The sequence below is a fragment of the Paucibacter sp. TC2R-5 genome (genome assembly GCF_025717605.1).
Taxonomy (GTDB): Bacteria; Pseudomonadota; Gammaproteobacteria; order Burkholderiales; family Burkholderiaceae_C; genus Paucibacter_A; species Paucibacter_A albus.
Window position 1 is genome coordinate 155,246 of sequence record NZ_JAJIRQ010000002.1, and the last position, 16,029, is coordinate 171,274.

13 protein-coding genes are annotated in these 16,029 nt (G+C 63.6%); 6 read left to right on the top strand and 7 right to left on the bottom strand.

Annotation, left to right across the window (positions count from 1 at the left end):
• Positions 1-5: 5 nt before the first annotated feature.
• Complete coding sequence (locus LNV08_RS04345) at positions 6-2,729, top strand: serine/threonine-protein kinase (RefSeq protein WP_263532442.1); 2,724 nt, start codon at positions 6-8, stop codon at positions 2,727-2,729.
• Between the two features lie 68 nt (positions 2,730-2,797).
• On the top strand, positions 2,798-3,187 hold the full coding sequence (locus LNV08_RS04350) for a hypothetical protein (protein ID WP_263532443.1): 390 nt from the start codon (positions 2,798-2,800) through the stop codon (positions 3,185-3,187).
• Positions 3,188-3,236: 49 nt separating this feature from the next.
• On the opposite strand, the gene LNV08_RS04355 is transcribed toward LNV08_RS04350, so the two are convergent.
• Complete coding sequence (locus LNV08_RS04355; protein ID WP_263532444.1) at positions 3,237-4,190, bottom strand: hypothetical protein; 954 nt, start codon at positions 4,188-4,190, stop codon at positions 3,237-3,239.
• Between the two features lie 187 nt (positions 4,191-4,377).
• Between LNV08_RS04355 and LNV08_RS04360 the strand changes: the two genes are divergently transcribed.
• Positions 4,378-5,253, top strand: a complete 876-nt coding sequence (locus LNV08_RS04360; RefSeq protein ID WP_263532445.1) for a DMT family transporter — start codon at positions 4,378-4,380, stop codon at positions 5,251-5,253.
• 30 nt (positions 5,254-5,283) lie between these two features.
• Entirely contained in the window at positions 5,284-5,793 is a 510-nt protein-coding gene (locus LNV08_RS04365) for a glutathione peroxidase (RefSeq protein ID WP_263532446.1), read from the top strand.
• Here LNV08_RS04365 and LNV08_RS04370 read toward each other — a convergent pair.
• On the bottom strand, positions 5,790-6,464 hold the full coding sequence (locus LNV08_RS04370) for a Crp/Fnr family transcriptional regulator (RefSeq protein ID WP_263532447.1): 675 nt from the start codon (positions 6,462-6,464) through the stop codon (positions 5,790-5,792). The two genes, LNV08_RS04365 and LNV08_RS04370, sit on opposite strands and share 4 nt — an antisense overlap.
• Positions 6,465-6,536: 72 nt before the next feature.
• On the opposite strand from LNV08_RS04370, the gene LNV08_RS04375 reads away from it, so the two are divergent.
• Positions 6,537-7,658, top strand: coding sequence for a DUF2332 domain-containing protein (locus tag LNV08_RS04375; RefSeq protein WP_263532448.1), 1,122 nt, complete (start codon positions 6,537-6,539; stop codon positions 7,656-7,658).
• Between the two features lie 4 nt (positions 7,659-7,662).
• Here LNV08_RS04375 and LNV08_RS04380 read toward each other — a convergent pair whose 3' ends face one another.
• The 4 genes from LNV08_RS04380 to LNV08_RS04395 form a co-directional block, all read right to left on the bottom strand.
• Positions 7,663-8,109, bottom strand: coding sequence for a hypothetical protein (locus LNV08_RS04380; protein WP_263532449.1), 447 nt, complete (start codon positions 8,107-8,109; stop codon positions 7,663-7,665).
• 210 nt (positions 8,110-8,319) lie between these two features.
• A complete protein-coding gene (locus LNV08_RS04385; protein WP_263532450.1) occupies positions 8,320-9,852 on the bottom strand; it encodes a glycoside hydrolase family 10 protein in 1,533 nt (510 codons plus the stop codon).
• Positions 9,849-11,150, bottom strand: coding sequence for an MFS transporter (locus tag LNV08_RS04390; protein WP_263532451.1), 1,302 nt, complete (start codon positions 11,148-11,150; stop codon positions 9,849-9,851). The genes LNV08_RS04385 and LNV08_RS04390 overlap by 4 nt, the downstream gene beginning before the upstream one ends.
• A gap of 86 nt (positions 11,151-11,236) precedes the next feature.
• Complete coding sequence (locus LNV08_RS04395) at positions 11,237-12,118, bottom strand: hypothetical protein (protein WP_263532452.1); 882 nt, start codon at positions 12,116-12,118, stop codon at positions 11,237-11,239.
• Positions 12,119-12,410: 292 nt separating this feature from the next.
• On the opposite strand from LNV08_RS04395, the gene aqpZ reads away from it, so the two are divergent.
• Positions 12,411-13,103, top strand: coding sequence for an aquaporin Z (aqpZ, locus tag LNV08_RS04400; protein WP_263532453.1), 693 nt, complete (start codon positions 12,411-12,413; stop codon positions 13,101-13,103).
• 116 nt (positions 13,104-13,219) lie between these two features.
• Here aqpZ and LNV08_RS04405 read toward each other — a convergent pair whose 3' ends face one another.
• On the bottom strand, positions 13,220-16,003 hold the full coding sequence (locus LNV08_RS04405; protein ID WP_263532454.1) for a sensor domain-containing diguanylate cyclase: 2,784 nt from the start codon (positions 16,001-16,003) through the stop codon (positions 13,220-13,222).
• Positions 16,004-16,029: the final 26 nt, after the last annotated feature.

Here is a 16,029-nt window from a genome sequence, read left to right on the forward strand (position 1 = left end):
CCGGCATGAACGAAACGACGCGCCGCAGTATTGATAAGTCCCGCTGGCCGCTCTTGAGCCCGCTGCTGGACGAGTTGCTGGACCTGCCCCCCGAACAGCGCCCGGCCCGTTTGCAAACGCTGGAGGCCCAAGACCAAGAGCTGGCCGCCGACCTGCGCGAGCTGCTGTGGCGCCAGGACGCGATGGACGCGGCCAACTATCTGGCCACGCCCGCGCTGCAAACGATGGAGACGCAGCAACAACAAGCCAAGGCCAGCAACAGCGCCGGCCAGCAGCTCGGCGCCTACACGCTGGAGCGCGAGATCGGCCAGGGCGGCATGGGCACGGTCTGGCTGGCGCGCCGCACCGATGGGCGCTTTGACGGCCTGGCCGCGATCAAATTCCTCAAGGCCGGCTTGCTCGGCCGCGGCGATGCAGGCCGCTTTGCCCGCGAGGGCCAAATCCTCGCCCGCTTGGCGCATCCGCATATCGCTCGCCTGCTGGACGCAGGTATTACCGAAAGCGGTGAGCAGCCCTATCTGGTGCTGGAATATGTAGACGGCCTGCCGCTGGACCAATATTGCGACAGCCAGGCACTGACGGCCCGCGCGCGCGTGGCCTTGTTCCAGGACGTACTCGCGGCGGTAGCGCACGCGCACACGCGGCTGATCCTGCACAGGGACCTGAAGCCGTCCAACATCCTGGTGACGGCAGCCGGCGAAGTCAAATTGCTGGACTTCGGCATTGCCAAACTGCTGCATGAAGAAGGCGCCACTGAAGCCGCCGCGACCGAGCTGACCCGCCAGGCCGGCCGCGCCTACACCCCACGTTACGCCGCGCCCGAGCAGGTGCAGGGCTTTGATGTCAGCACCGCCACCGATGTCTACGCGCTGGGCGTGCTGCTGTACCTCTTGCTGTGCGGTCAGCACCCGACGACGCCGGGCGAGGAAGAACACACCACGCCGCTGGAGCGCATGCGCACGCTGGTCGAGGTAGCGCCCAGAAAACTGTCGGATCAGGTGCCTGATAAGGCCCAGGCCCGCGAGCTGCGCGGCGACTTGGACACCATCGTTGCCAAAGCGCTGAAAAAGCTGCCCGCCGAGCGCTACACCAATGCTGCCGAGCTGGCCGAGGACCTGCGCCGCTGGCTCAGCGATGAGCCAATTGCCTCCAGGCCGGACAGCCGCGCCTATGTCCTGAGCAAATTCATACGCCGGCACCGGGTGGCGGTCGCGGCAGGCACGGCGGGCGTGCTGGCCCTGGCCGCGCTGACGACGCTCAGCGTCGCCCAGGCCTGGCGCGCCGAGCGGGCCGAAAAACTGGCGCTGCAGCGCAGCGCCGAAGCCGATGATCTGCTCGGTTATATGCTCGGCGAGTTTGCCGACAAATTGCGGCCGCTCGGCCGCATGGAGCTGCTCAATGATGTCGGCGCGAAAGCGCTGGCGCATTTGAAGCTCGCGAACGCGGTCGAGGCCACCGAGGCGGCCGGCCTCACCATGACCCCGAACAGCATCTTGCAACGCGCCAAGGCGCTGACGGTGCTGGGCGAGGTCAGCGTCAACAAGCGTGAGCTGGACGCCGCCGTCGAGCCGCTGCTGGCTGCCCGCAAGCTGCTGGCCGGCGCCAGCCCCGAGCCCGGCTTGGCCAATGACTGGCGCAAAGCGCAGGGCACCGCCGCCTTTTGGCTCGGACATGTGTATTTCACCAAGCGGCAATTGGCGCCGGCCAAGCTGGCCTGGGAAGACTATCGCCTGGGCAGCGAGGCTTGGCTGCGGGACGCGCCTGGCCAGTTTGAGCCCTTGCGCGAGCTGGCTTATGCGCTGACCAATTTGGGCGTTCTGGCACTTGAGCGCGGTGACATCAGCAGCGCGGTTGAGCAGCTTCAGGCTTCGCAAGCGCTGAAGCAAAAGGCTGTAGTCCTTATGCCGCAAGACCAGTCTTTGCGAGCGGACTATGCCGAGGGCTTCAGTTGGTTGGGTTCGGCCTTGGTGACGCAGGGAGAGTTCCTGGCCGGCAAGCGCAGCTTTGAAGACGGCCTCGAACAGATCGCCAAAGCTCGAGCGTTGGCGCCGCATGACCTCGACTGGATCGAGCGCGAGGCCACGATGCGTTTTCATCTGGGTCGTGTTTTGCTTAGTCTGAAGGAAAGCAGGCTGGCTGTGGTGACATTGCAGCAAGCGCAAGTTCAATTTCAGGACCTGTTGCAAACAGACCCTGCACGACGCACATGGCGGCAAGCCTTGATCCGCACAAGGCTTGCGCTGGCCGAAGCCTCTCCCACGAACGTTGACGCTTCTCTGGCCAAGGCATCTGTCGAACAATTGGTGGCGATGGATCAGGGCACCGGCGCTTCGAGCAGTTTGCGGCGCCTGCCGCTGCGCACCCAGGCCAGCCTTGCCTTGGCCAAGGACTTACAAGCAAAACATGAGAACGATGCAGCTCGGGAACTACTGACGAGCCTGCTGCCAAGCCTGGCCCAGGCGCTGAGCAAGCAGCCCGAATATCTGCGCCTGCACATCGCCAATGCCCAACTGCGGCTAGGTCTGGCCGAACTGGCCCGGCAGCGCCGGGACGAAGCAGCGGCACATGCGCAATGCGTCACGCTAATTGACGAACTACAAGGACAGCGCCGGCTTTTGCAGCTTCATTACGAGATCACCGAGGTCTGGGTTCAAGCACATTCCTGCCTGGGTCGCAAGGAGGCCGTGCAGGCGGAGCAGGATTGGTTGCGCAGCAAGCTCGGCACCTGAAAAACCTGTCTTCTACCTATTGATTGAACAAAACACAGACCTCCACCGAGGAAGGGATAACGCACACCATGGCCAGCACCACTTACTACGTCAAAGCCTCACTCGACGCGGCGCAAAAATTCGCCGTCTGCCAATATTTCAAGAACGAGGAAGGCACCGACCCGGTGCCCGAGGGCGAGGCCTTGACCATTTCCAAGACTGCGCCCAGTTGCACCGTCAACCTGATCCAGTCGCCCGAGCTACTGCTGATCGGCGTGGTCTACAAGACCTTGGGCAATGAACCGGTTTTGACCGCCGGCAATTTTCAGCCCGCCAGCAATGACAACAGCGTCGAGATCCGGATGCCGACCGACAAGATCGTCACCAAGGGCGTGGTGCTGATGTTCTCCAATAGCGGCGGCTCGGTGGAATGCCTTTATCCCAGCGATGATCCCCAAGTCAAGAACGACGCCGAATAAGCCAGCTCAGGCGCTTTGCTCCGTCCGTTAGCGCACGGAGGCAATGTCATCAAGACCGCCTCTTCCCCCCCGGCACCACCAGAACCTCGCCGCTGAGCACCCGCTCAATGCTCTCGGACCAGGCGCGGGCGATCTTGAGGCAGCCGCTGTGGTTGAGGTGGATCTCGTTATGCCAGTCACCGCTGCTGCCGCTGCTGCCGGCCGTCGCCGGGGCCAAGGGCACGGCGGTCGAGTCGAACACATGTAGGCCGGGGAATTGCTCCTTGTCCGCCGCCATGCTTTTCAGCAGCAGCGCCAGGTGGAAGACCATCAAGCGGCTGACCGCCGCCCAGTCGGCGCTCGGCAAAGCGCAGGCCTTCAAGGCCGGGTACAGCCAGGGGCCGGACGCGCCTAACTCCGAGTTGGCATTGGCTTCAGCGCCAGCAGGACGGGGCATGGGCACCGCATAGCAATGCATGAAGACCGGCTTGCCGGCCGAGGGCCCCTGGTCACGCAGCGTCAGCAGATGGCGCACATTGGTGCGCAGGTACTCGCTGTAGGTGGCCCAGCCGGGCTCGGAGAAGTAACGCGCTACGCCGGCTGACGGCGGGCCCCACTCGGTCTGGCGGCGCAGCAGACGCAGATGCAGCGGCACGTCGGCGCCGTCGGGCGTGTGGGCCGGGGTTTGCGCGGCAGATATCAGGTCATTGCCGCCGACCGAGAGCAGCACGCCGTCCCAGACAGGGGCGTCCGGGCTGCTGAGCAGGCGCACAAAGTCGGGCGCCGATTCCAGGTCCACCATATGGCTGAGCGCCTCGCCGGAGCCGGCGCAGTTGACCGCGCAGGTGGGCTGCTTGAAGTACATCTCCTGCAGCAGATTGGCATGCGCATCGAGTTTGGCGGTGGCGGTGGAGAACCAGGAGTCGCCTTGTGCCAGCAAACGCCAGCGGTAAGCAGCCAGGTCGGGCGCCGAGGCGGAGGACGTGTTGAGGTCCTTCGGGGTAAAGCAGGCCAAATGATCCAAGAGAAGGCACTCCAGTGTTCAGCGTTGCGAAAAGAATTACAAGTTTTCGAACTGGTGCGCGCGCACCGCGCGGCGCAGGCGTAGCTTAGGCGATTCAATGGACATTTTTGGCAAATTTGCCATGCTATAAACCCTTGGTTTGCTCGCCAGCTTGGGCCGAGAATCGCCACCCCCTCCCGATCGGCCTATGCCCGCACTTGCCCTGATGTTCAACGCCCTGGTCTGGGGGCTGTCCTGGTGGCCGTTCCGGCAGTTTCAGGCTGCCGGCCTGCATCCGCTGTGGACCACGGTAACGCTTTACCTCATCTCATTGGGGGTGATCAGCCTGACTCACGGCCGCGCCTGGCGCGAGTTTGCCCGTTCGCCGGCGCTCTGGGTGGTGATGCTGGCGGCCGGCATGAGCAATACCGCCTTTAACTGGGGCGTGGCGCTGGGCGATGTGGTGCGCGTGGTGCTGCTGTTCTACCTGATGCCGCCGTGGGCGGTGTTGCTGGCGCGGCTGATCCTGGGTGAGCGGCTGAGCGCCTTGGCCGGCCTGCGCATGCTGCTGGCGCTGGGCGGCGCGGCGATTGTGCTGATGCCGGCCGGCGGCGGCCTGCCTTGGCCGTCCAGCCTGGCCGATTACCTGGGGCTGGCGGGCGGCTTTGGCTTCGCGCTCAACAACGTGATGCTGCGGCGCGAGGCCGGCCGCAGCGCCCAGGCGCGGGCGCTGGCCATGTTCAGCGGCGGCGTGCTGGTCGCCGGCACGGCGGCCAGCATGATGGCGGGCGTCGGCTTCATCACTTGGCCGAGTCTGGCCGGCCCAGGCTGGCTGCTGCCACTGGCCGGCATGGCGCTGCTGTTTTTTCTCTCCAATATCTCGTTGCAATATGGCGCCGCCCGTCTGCCCGCCAACATCACGGCCATCGTGATGCTGGTCGAGGTGCCGGTGGCGGCTGCGTCGGCGCTGTGGTGGGGCGGCGGACATCTGGACCTGAAGACCGCGCTCGGTGGTCTGTGCATCGTGGCCGCCGCGATGTTGGCGGCGCTGGAGCGGCGGCCCAAAGCGGCCGAGGGGCGCTAATATCCACGCCTGAACTTTTGGAGGGCCGCCATGTCTAACAGCAGCATCAAGGACCAAAGTATTTACGACTTCCATGCCGTGTCCATAGACGGCAAGCCGGCCGATTTGGCCAGCCAGCGCGGACGGGTCTTGTTGATCGTCAACACCGCCAGCGCCTGCGGCTTCACGCCGCAGTTCAAAGGTCTGGAAAAGCTCTGGGAAGACTATGCCGCGCGGGGCCTGGTGGTGGTGGGTTTCCCGAGCAATGAGTTCGGCGGGCAGGACCCGGGCGCGAATGAAGAGATCGCCTCGTTCTGCGAACTCAACTATGGCGTGTCCTTCCCGATGATGGCCAAGGTCAAGGTCAACGGCGCCGACGCGCACCCGCTGTGGCAATGGCTGCAGGCAGAGAAGCCCGGCATCCTCGGCTTGAAGGCCATCAAGTGGAACTTCACCAAATTCCTGGTCAGCCGACATGGCAAGGTACTCAAGCGTTATGCGCCGAATGACACGCCGGAGTCGATGCGCGCCGATATTGAGGCCGCGCTGCTGGAGGATTAAGAGCTTCTCGGCTTGACCCACAGGCTGCGATAGCCGCAGCGCAACTCGCCGCGCGCGACCGCCTGGGCCAGCAACTGGTTGACGGTCTGGCGCGATAGATTGGCCAGCGCCGCCAACTCGGCCTGGCTGGCTTTGACACTCACGCCGCCTTCGGCATCGAGCATCCCAAGGCCACGCTCGCGCGTCAGCTGCGCCAAAGCCAATTGAAAACGCTCGGCCGCCGTGCGGTGGCGCGAGGCCTCGAGCAAGCGCAAAGTGCCGTCATAGCGCTGCGCAAACTCGGCCAAGAGCGCACGCGCAAATCCCGGCACGCGGTCCATCAACAACTCGTAAGCAGCTGGGCCGAACACCAGCAGCGCTGTGGGCTGGCGAGCCACCGCCTCGTAGCTGCTGGGCTGGCCGGACGCAAAAGCAGCCAAGCCGAACAGGCGCGGCGGCTGCACATGCTCCAACACCGAGACCTCGCCGCCCAGGCCGCAAAAGCGCGCCTCGATTTCGCCACTCAAGACCGCGTAAAAGGCCGGCGCCGCCTGACCCTGCAAAAACAAGCTGCGACCGCGCGCCAGCCTAGCCGTGCCGACCAGCTTGGCCAGGGCCGCCAACTCCGGCGCAGGCAGGGCCACATGGGGGAAATTGCTGTGCAGCAGTTCGCTCAAGGATTCCAGCAACATGGGCGGTCACTTTTCTGCGAGTTTGTCGGGTACCCGACATTTTGTCGCAGACCTTGGCGCCACACTTGAGCCATGGACAAGCACACTCAAACCCGCTGGGCCGAGCAGTTCCGACGTTTTGCCGCCCTCGAGTGCCCGCAAGACCCGCTCTATGTGGCGATCTGCCAAGCGGTGGCCGAGCAGCCCGAGTTGCTGGCGCTGATGGTTCACGCGCCGGCCACGCAGGCCAAACCCAACCTGCTGTTGGCGGCGCTGCATGAGCGGGTGTTGGCGGGCATCAAGCATCCGTTTGCCGGCTATTACCCCAGCGTAGACGGCACGCGCTTGCCCGACGAACAACTGCCGGCCTTGCTGCAGGACTTTGCCCGCAGCCAAGCCGCCGAGTTAAGGATTCATATGCAGACACGCGGCACGCAGACCAATGAGATCGGCCGCTGCGCCATCCTCTGGCCGGCGCTGCAGCAGATCGCGGCAATGAGCGGCAAGCCAGACCTGGCGCTGTTCGATCTCGGCAGCAGCGCGGGCTTGAATCTAGGGGTGGACGCTTATCACTACCGCTACCTCACCCATGACGCCAGCTTCTGTCTGGGCGCTGACCCGCAGCCGCAGCGGCCATCGATGGATTGCCGCTTGCTTGGCGAGTTAGTACTGCCGGCAGCAGGCCGCTGGCGCTTGAGCCACCGACTCGGCGCCGACCCGGCTCCGATCGATATTCATGATGCAGCGGCCACGCGCTGGCTGGCCGCCTGCCTGTGGCCGCATGACCGCGTGCGCGCGCAGCGCCTGCAACAAGCGCTGACGCAGGCGCGCCAAAGCCAGCACGCGCTGCAGCAAGCGGATGACTGCCTGGCGCTGCTGGAAGCATGGCTGAGAGAGCTGCCGGCGCAGGTGCAACCGGTGCTGTTCAATAGCTGGGTGCTGGCTTACTTCGAGCCCGCCGCCTTGGCCGAGTTTCGCCAACGCGTGGCGAGCCTGCAGCGCCAATATGGCTTGATCTGGCTCAGCGCCGAAGCGCCCGCGCTGCGTCCCAGCGGAATCGCAATGCCAGATCTGGCCCGCAACGCTACAGCCTCAACCTTGTGGACCTTGCAATGGGCCGACGGCAACGCGACCAGGCAAGTGGCCTTGGCCTGGTCACATCCGCATGGTGCCTGGCTGCAATGGCTGGGTTCACCAGCTGTTGCAGTCAACTAAGCGATTACTTGCTGAGCAAGGCAATGACTTGATCGCCGCCATTGCCATCCTTGGGCCGAGTGAAATTCACTTCGAAGGCATAGAGTTGATTGCCGCCGCTTTTGTCAGCGCAGGCCAGATTACGCACGATGCGGCGGATTGGCTCACGGTATTCGCTTGGGCCGCCATGCGCGGCCACGGCATTGATCTGATTGCCTTGCACACGGAATTCGACCTTGACCAAGCCGGTGGCTTGGTAGCGATCAAATGCCGAAGTCAATTCGCTCTTCATTTCCTGCGAGATGGTCGGGCAAGCGGCTTGCACATCAAAACGGGCAATATCGGCCGACTTTTGGCCGGCGATTTCAACGCGTTGCATCTCAACCGGGGCGTTTGCTGCGGCCATGGCGGTGCCAAAAGTCATGGTGATGGCCAGTGCGAAAGCGGCTTTGATAGATGACGTGTATTTCATGAGTTACTCCTTGTGTTCATCGGGGCTAGACGCGACCGCTTGCGCTTTGTTGAAGGCGCCTGGCAGCTGCTGATCTGGGTTCAGAATAGGTGCATGGCGCGACCCTTCCCAGCGACAAATGACGAGCGTCTGTTTTAGCGGGGTGGAAAGCCGGAATCGGCGATGAACTGCGGCAGCCGCAGGATGCCATACGCCCCCTGGAGACCTGCCTTATTGCAGGCGCCAGCCCAGGCGCGGCCCTTCCAGCCCATTGGGCCCGAGCGCCGACACCACCAGGCCACTCAGGCCGGTGGACGCGACCGTCAGATGCTCGCCGGCCAGGCGCAGCTCCCAGCGCTCGCCGTAAAGCAGCCAGACCGCATGGCGCTGTGCGCCGCCGAGCTGGATTTGCAGCTGCTGCTCGCCGGCCACCGTCAGGCCCGGCTCGGCCACCGCAAGGGCTGCCATGCCCTGCGCCCTCAGCCAGGGTGATGCCGGCACCAAGGCGGTCTCTGCATAGGGCCCGGCCATCAAGGCATCGGACAGGCCGCGACGGTTTTGTAGCAAGGCCACCATGCTGAAGTGCGCATGGCCGCTGCCGGGGCGCTGCTGGCGCAGCAGGGCAATCTGCTGCAGGACTTCCTGCACCGGCCAACTGTCAGCCTTGTCGGTGACTTTGCTGGTGAACAGGCCAGGCCAGATGTGGCGCCCTTGCGGGTTAAGCCCATGCCAGGCCTCCAAGAGCACGCCAAAGGCTTGCGGCTTTTGAGCGATCGGCCAATACAGCTGCGGCGCCAGATAGTCCAACCAGCCCTCGCTGAGCCAGCGCTCCACATCGGCGTAGAGCTTGTCGTATTGGCTGAAGCCGGCGATGCCCGCCGGGCGCAGTGCCGGCTTGGGCAGGCCAAAGGGGCTGATGCCAAAGCGCACCCAGGGCTTGGTCTGGCGCAGCAGCTGATAGATGTCTTGCACCAAGCGGTCGACATGGCTGCGGCGCCAATCGGCGCGCTCCAAGCTGCCGCCGGCTTGAACATAGCGCGCCCAGGCCAGCTCGTCGGGGAAGTCAAGCTCCTGCTTGCCATTGGCCTCGACCACAGGATAGGGGTAGAAGTAATCGTCGATATGGACGGCGTCAATGTCATAGCGCCGCAGCACATCAGCGATGACGGCCAGCGTATGCGCGGCGGCAGCCGGCTCGCTGGGATCTATCCATTGCTGATCGCCATAGCTCTTCACCAAGCCCGGCTGGCGGCGACTCAGGTGCAGCGGCGCGGTAGCCGACTTGGCGCCGCTTTGGCGGGCACGGAAGGGGTTGAACCAGGCATGCAGCTCCATGCCGCGGCTGTGCGCCTCGCTGACCCAGAACTCGAGCGGATCATAAAAAGGCTCGGGCGCCTGGCCCTGCGTGCCGCTCAGGTATTCGCTCCAAGGCTCCAGCTCGGAGGCATAAATCGCATCCGCGCTGCTGCGCACCTGCAAGATGATGGCATTGAGTTTCAGCGCGGCGGCCTTGTCCAGGATCGCGAGGACTTCGGCCTGCTGCTCGGCACTGCTCAGGCCTTTGCGGCTGGGCCAGTCAATGTTTGCAACGGTGGCCACCCAGGCGGCGCGGAACTCTCGTGGCGCGGGCGGCGCCAATGCCGGCAAGGCCGCCTCCGCCACAAGCTTGGGACCTGACCCGACCCCGGCGCCCAGTCTGGGCAAGGGTGCGCAGGCACTCAGCCCCGCACCGGCCAGCAGCAGTGAGCGGCGCTGCAAACTCATGCGCCCTGCTCCGCCTTTTTGCCGAAGTCGGCCGGAATCTTGACCAGGGCGGCCAAACCGAAGGAGGGCAAGGTCGCCACCAGCACCCAGACGAAGAACAAGACGTAACCCATTTGCTGCTGCAGCCAGCCGCTCCACATGCCCGGGATCATCATGCCCAGCGCCATGAAGCCGGTACAGATCGCGTAATGCGCGGTCTTGTGGGGGCCGTCGGCGACCAAGATCATGAACATCAGGTAGGCGGTAAAGCCCAGGCCATAACCAAATTGTTCGACGGCCAGGGCCGCGCTGATGACAAGCAAATCGTGCGGCATGCTCAGAGCCATCAGCAAGAACATGACGTTCGGCACATGCATGGACAAAATCAAGGGCCAGAGAGCGCGCTTCAGCCCGATGCGCGAGATCACCCAGCCGCCCAAGAGCCCACCCAAGGTCAGCGCGATCAGGCCAACCGTGCCATAAGCAATACCAACCTGTTTGGTCGATAGGCCCAAGCCGCCGGCCGTCACCGGATCAAGCAAAAAGGGTGTGGCCAGCTTGAGCAACTGCGCCTCGGGGAAACGGTAAAGCAGCAAGAACCCAATGATGACCACGATGCCGGGCTTGCGGAAGAACTCGGCGAAGACGGCGATGAAGTCGCGCCAGAAGTCATTGCCACTGCGTCTGGCCTGGCCGCTCACATCGCTGGCCGGGCGCGGCAGCATCAGATGGTGATAGCTGCCCAGCAACACGAAAATCAGCGCCAGCAAAAAGAACACCGTGCTCCAGGCCTGCGTCATGCTGCCTGTGCGCTCCTGCAACTCACCAGCCAGATACACCAAGCCCCCCTGACCGCCAATATTGGCCAGGCGATAGAAGGTTGAGCGCACGCCGACAAAAGCGGCCTGGCTGCGCTGGTTCAGCGCCAACATATAGAAGCCATCTGCCGCGATGTCATGCGAGGCCGAGGCAAAGGCCATCAGCCAGAACATCGCCAGCGTCAACTGCACATTGCGCGTGCTCGGGATGCTCAGCGCCACCAGCGCCAGCGCCGCACCAATGACGAACTGCAGGGCCACGATCCAGCCGCGCTTGAGGCCCAAGAGTTCAATCAAGGGCGACCACAGCGGCTTGATCACCCAGGGCAGGTAGAGCCAGCTCGTGTACAGCGCGATCTCGGTGTTGGACAGGCCGAGATTCTTGTACATGATGACCGACAGCGTCATCACCACCACATAGGGCAGGCCTTGGCCAAAATAGAGCGTGGGGATCCAGGACCAGAGCCGGCGCTCGGAGTTCAATGTGCGGTTCTCAGGCATGAGCCGCACTTTAGCCTGTGCCGGCATCGATGCCGCCCTGCCCGCCGGCGGCTCTTGCGCCTTTATCTACTTGCGCGTTGCCGGCTTCATAGCCGCGCGTCGTAAGTCGCCGTATGTTTGACCCGGCGCTCGGCCACGATGCTGCTGTGGCGATTCAGGGTCGAAGCGACCGTGCCGGTCTGGCTCAGCGTCCACTGAAACGTCAAATCGCAAGTCTGCACCAGGGCGTTGTTAGGACTGTTGGGGTTGAAATTGACGCTGGCACGATTCAAGGCCACATCCAAGTCCAAGGTGCTGATGCGGTAGAAATTGCCTTCAGGCGCGCTGCTGAGCGGCTCGTTTTTGCTGTCGAAGCTGCTGCCATCGGCGCGCTTGCAGGCCATGCTGACGCTGAGCCCCATTTGGTTTGTATAGGGCTGGCTCAGTTGCACCAGGAATCTACCGCTTGAGCGGCCAATCATCGGCGTGCCGGTCGGGACCACCACGCTGAAGGTCTTGGGCATGGTGACGGTGCTGCCGTGCAATTCGCTGCCGCGCACAAAGTTGGCAGTCACTATCGGCTGCTCGCTGGCGTCGGCCAGGAACACGCTGTAGTTCGTCCGTTTGCCGTCTTGGTCCTCAAGATCACGGCGCTGATTGCCAACACTGGCCGACATATGGTCGTTGCCACTGGGATGCACCACAGTGATCAGGTTGGCGCTGTAGCCGAGTCGGCCTTCGACCTTGACTTGGCCGTTCTCCTGCGTGACCGTGAACTTCGGGCTGATCTCATCCACTTTCAGCGTCGCGGAATCTTTGCAGTTGGTCACGGCGCAGGTCAGGTCATCGACGATGGCATCGACGATGCTGCCGCCGCACGCACTCAGCAGCAAAGTGCTGAGCAAGGCCGTCACCGTGACCGCGCCGTAAAGCCTGGTCGATACCGAGCTGTCTGCGCCTTGTGAGCGCGCTGCTATACGAACATTCATGCTATGTCTCCCTTGACGAGTAGGTCGCGGCGGCGAGACATGAGTGCCTCCTTGTTTGCCGCAGCCGGATTTGGCCAGAAGCTCGCCGAGACTTCAAACCCCAAAAAGGAGGTATCGGATAAGGCCACCTCGTGGTGCGGAAATCGCCACTTTTTCTCGATTTTTTCGACCAAACTCGCCCGCCTAAGGGTCGGCCCGTGACGAATTTCACGGTTTTTGCGGCATCATGGCGCGCCGCCGGACTGACGCAAAACCGAGTCCGGCGATTTTCAGCATCTTTAGAGGGAAAAATATGAAAGCTTACGGCGCAGAGTTTCTGGGTACGTTCTGGTTGGTGTTTGGTGGTTGCGGTAGCGCCGTTTTGGCGGCCGCATTTCCGGAGTTGGGCATTGGCTTCGTCGGCGTCTCGCTCGCCTTCGGTCTGACCGTGCTGACCATGGCTTATGCAGTCGGCCATATCTCGGGCGGGCATTTCAACCCGGCCGTGTCGATCGGCTTGTTTGTGGGCGGGCGCTTCCCGGCCGGCAAACTGCTGCCTTACATCGTCTCGCAAGTGCTGGGCGGCCTGGCGGCCGGCGGCGTGCTTTATCTGATCGCCAGCGGCAAGGCCGGCTTTGATCTGGCCGGCGGCTTCGCCTCCAATGGCTTCGGCGAGCACTCGCCCGGCAAGTTCAATATGCAGGCCGCGTTGCTGGCCGAAGTGGTGTTGACCGCCTTCTTCCTGATCATCATCCTGGGCGCCACCGACAAGCGCGCACCGGCCGGCTTCGCCCCTATCGCCATCGGCCTGGGTCTGACGCTGATTCACCTGATCAGCATCCCCGTGACCAACACCTCGGTCAACCCGGCCCGCAGCACGGCCGTCGCCTTGTATGTGGGCGGCTGGGCTGTTGAGCAGCTGTGGTTGTTCTGGGTCGCACCGATCGCCGGCGCGGTGCTGGGCGCGATCGCTTACAAGTTTGTCGGCAGCGACAACAAGCGCTAAGCCCACATTGTTCCGCATCAAAGCCGGCCTTGTGCCGGCTTTTTGCTTGGCAAGTCGACGGGATGGTCGGGCGGCAGCTCGGGGCCCTCAGCCGAAGTTCGAGACCAAGGTTCAAATCATTCTGCTTTGGCGGCAGATTCGATCCGCAGAAAGCCGCCTTCCACGGCGCCTTTTGTCGCGTGGGTGAGAGAGTTCAAAGACGGCATAGTCGCCGTTGCGGGCGTGGCGGCCAGGCCCACCCAAGCATTGCGTCCGCCATGCTTGGCCAAATAGAGCGCCTGATCGGCCAGGCCGACCACCTCTTGCCAAGTCAGCCGATCGGCTTGGCTGGCGATGAACGGCAGCGCCGCGAATCCGACCGAACAACTCAAGGCCAGCGGGGCGGCGCCATCGATCTCAAAGGGTCGCTGAGCCACGCTGACCCGAATGCGCTCCGCGATCACATGCGCTGAGCAGGCGCTGACGGAGCGGGCAACGATCAAGAACTCCTCGCCGCCCCAGCGCACCACGTAGTCGGAGTCGCGGCAGGCTTGTTGCAAGCGCTCCCGCATTTGCACCAGCACTGCGTCACCGGCCGGGTGCCCCCAGTTGTCATTGACTCGTTTGAAATGGTCAATGTCGACCAGCAAGAACAGCAAATCCACATCCGCCGGGCCGCTCGTGTGCGGCACTTCACCGGCTTCTTGCCGGCGCTGCCAGTTGACGTAATGGCGCAGGGTCAGGCTGACCTCGGCACTGATATTGAGCTCCAAGAAGCGGCGGTTGCGCAGCCCCGTCAAGGGGTCGGTTTGGCTGATATTGGTGAGCGACTGGTAGGCAGACTCCAATTCCAGATTCTTCTGATGCACCTCAGCTTGCGCCTGATTCAGGCGCAAGAGCGTGGCCTCGAGCTGGCGGTAGTTGCGCGCATTCGCAATCGCGATGGCCGCGTAGGCGGCGAGACTGCGGAAGATCAAGCGCTCGCGGTCAGCATAGGCGTGCGCCTGTGTGGACTGAATCGACATCACGCCGAGCAGTTGCTCGCCGGTCAGCAGCGGAATGAACATCGCGCTGAGCGTCGGCTGGGTGGCCGGCAGCAAAACGCCGGGCCGCTCCGTCGGATCGACATCAATAAAAATATCCTGACGCAGCAAGGCGCAGCGTACGGTGTGGGCGCTCGGGTGGGACAAGGCCACGTCGTAGGGGGCCAGCCGCAACCCGTCTTCCGAGCCATAGCTCAGGCTCAGCCGCTCGCCATCGGGCGTCAGCAAAAACACCGCGAAGTAGTGCGCGCTAAGCAGGCCATGCACATGACGATCCAAGGTTGTGTAGACCGCGCTTTCCTGCAACTGGCAGGTGATCTCCTGGCCGACCAGGCTCAGGCGCTCCAAGGTTGTGCTGGTTTCGTTCAGCATGGCGGCGCGCTCGGCATGAAACTTGGCCTCCGAGGCCACTGCATGTTTGGTCGCGTCTTGGCGGTGCACGCTCTCGCTGGCGGCCCGTGCCTCCCGGCCGAAGGCATAGGCTTGATGGCTATCGCCCAGTCGCGCGCATTCGGCCGCGATGGCGTCGTAGAGGCTGGGCGGCACGCTTTGCCGCAGTTCAGGTGGAAACGCCGATAACGCCAAATGCAGGTAATGCAAGGCCGGGCTGGCGGCCTGCATGCCCGCCGGTGCGGGCAAAGGATGGCGTCCGTGCAAGATCGCCAGGGTGCTCAGCGCATTCGACAACTGCAGTGGCAATTTGGCTGTTTCGGCCAGGGCCAGCGCGCTTTGGGCGGCGGCATGCGCTGCATCAGCGCGCCCCAGCTTGGACAGCGCCAGCGCCGCCACCTCCATCGCGCTCAGGCGCAGCTCGGTGGGGCGAGGCGGCTGATCGGCCTGCTCGAAACGACCCGCAGTTTGCAGCGCGGCTTCGGCAAGGCCTAGGTCGAGCTGCAGCTCCGCCAGGTAAAGCAGACCAAAGGCATAGGCGCGCGAATTGCTCAGCGGTGCGAGCAGGTTCAGCCCTTCGTCCAAAGCTTGCTGCGCTGCGTCTAGCGCCCCCAGCTTGCGCTGGGCATGGCCGAACTGCAGCAAGGCCAGGCCCAGCACCAAGGGCCAGCCATGCGGGCGCGCCAAGTCGAGTGCGCGCTGCATCCAGTCGAGCGCTTGGCAGTGGTCGTCAAGCTTGGAGAATGCCACTCCCATCGTTGTCATCGCCATCGCCACTTGGCGGACCATGCCGGCGCGCGCCAGGCTGCTGACGGTGTGGCTGCAGAGCTGGAAGACCGTCGCGTAGTCGGACTGCTGCAAGGCCTGAAAAGTCAGGAACTCATTGCACATCAGGTGCAGCGCGGGGTGGGCGGGCTGACTGAGCAGCCGCCGTACATGGGGCAACCATTGATTGACGGCCGCTACCAAATCCTGGCGCAGCGCGGCGAGGGCACCGCCTAGCTGGGCAAACTCGAGCCGAAATTCGTCCCCGCAGCCGGCCGCCAAAGCGGCTGCGGAGTCGAAACCGGCGCGCCGCTGGATCAGGTCGCCGCGGTCGCCAGCGATCATGGCGAGCAGCACATAAGCATCGGCCATCACCAGCACCAGCACATCGGCCTGCTCTTTGGCCTGCTGCTGTGCTTGTTGGATCACCGTTAGGGCTTGCGCCTCGGCGGCGTCGAGATCGGCAAATAACCAGTGGACTTCGGCCCGCAGCAGTTGCAAGCGCAGCACGGCAGACGAGGGCTCACTTGGCAACTCCGCAAGCAGCTGTTCGGCCATTCGCAGCGCGCGCTGCGTATTGCGCTCACGCAAATGCCAAGCTAGTGCAATCCGCTCAGGCAAGAGGGCCTTGGCTCCCGCCTGAATGACCTTGGCCTCCAGCTTGTTGAACACTTCATCGGTCAGGAAAAGTTCCATTGGCGTGACGGATAAGGGATAGGACATTCAACCGCGCCACAGCATGTATGGCG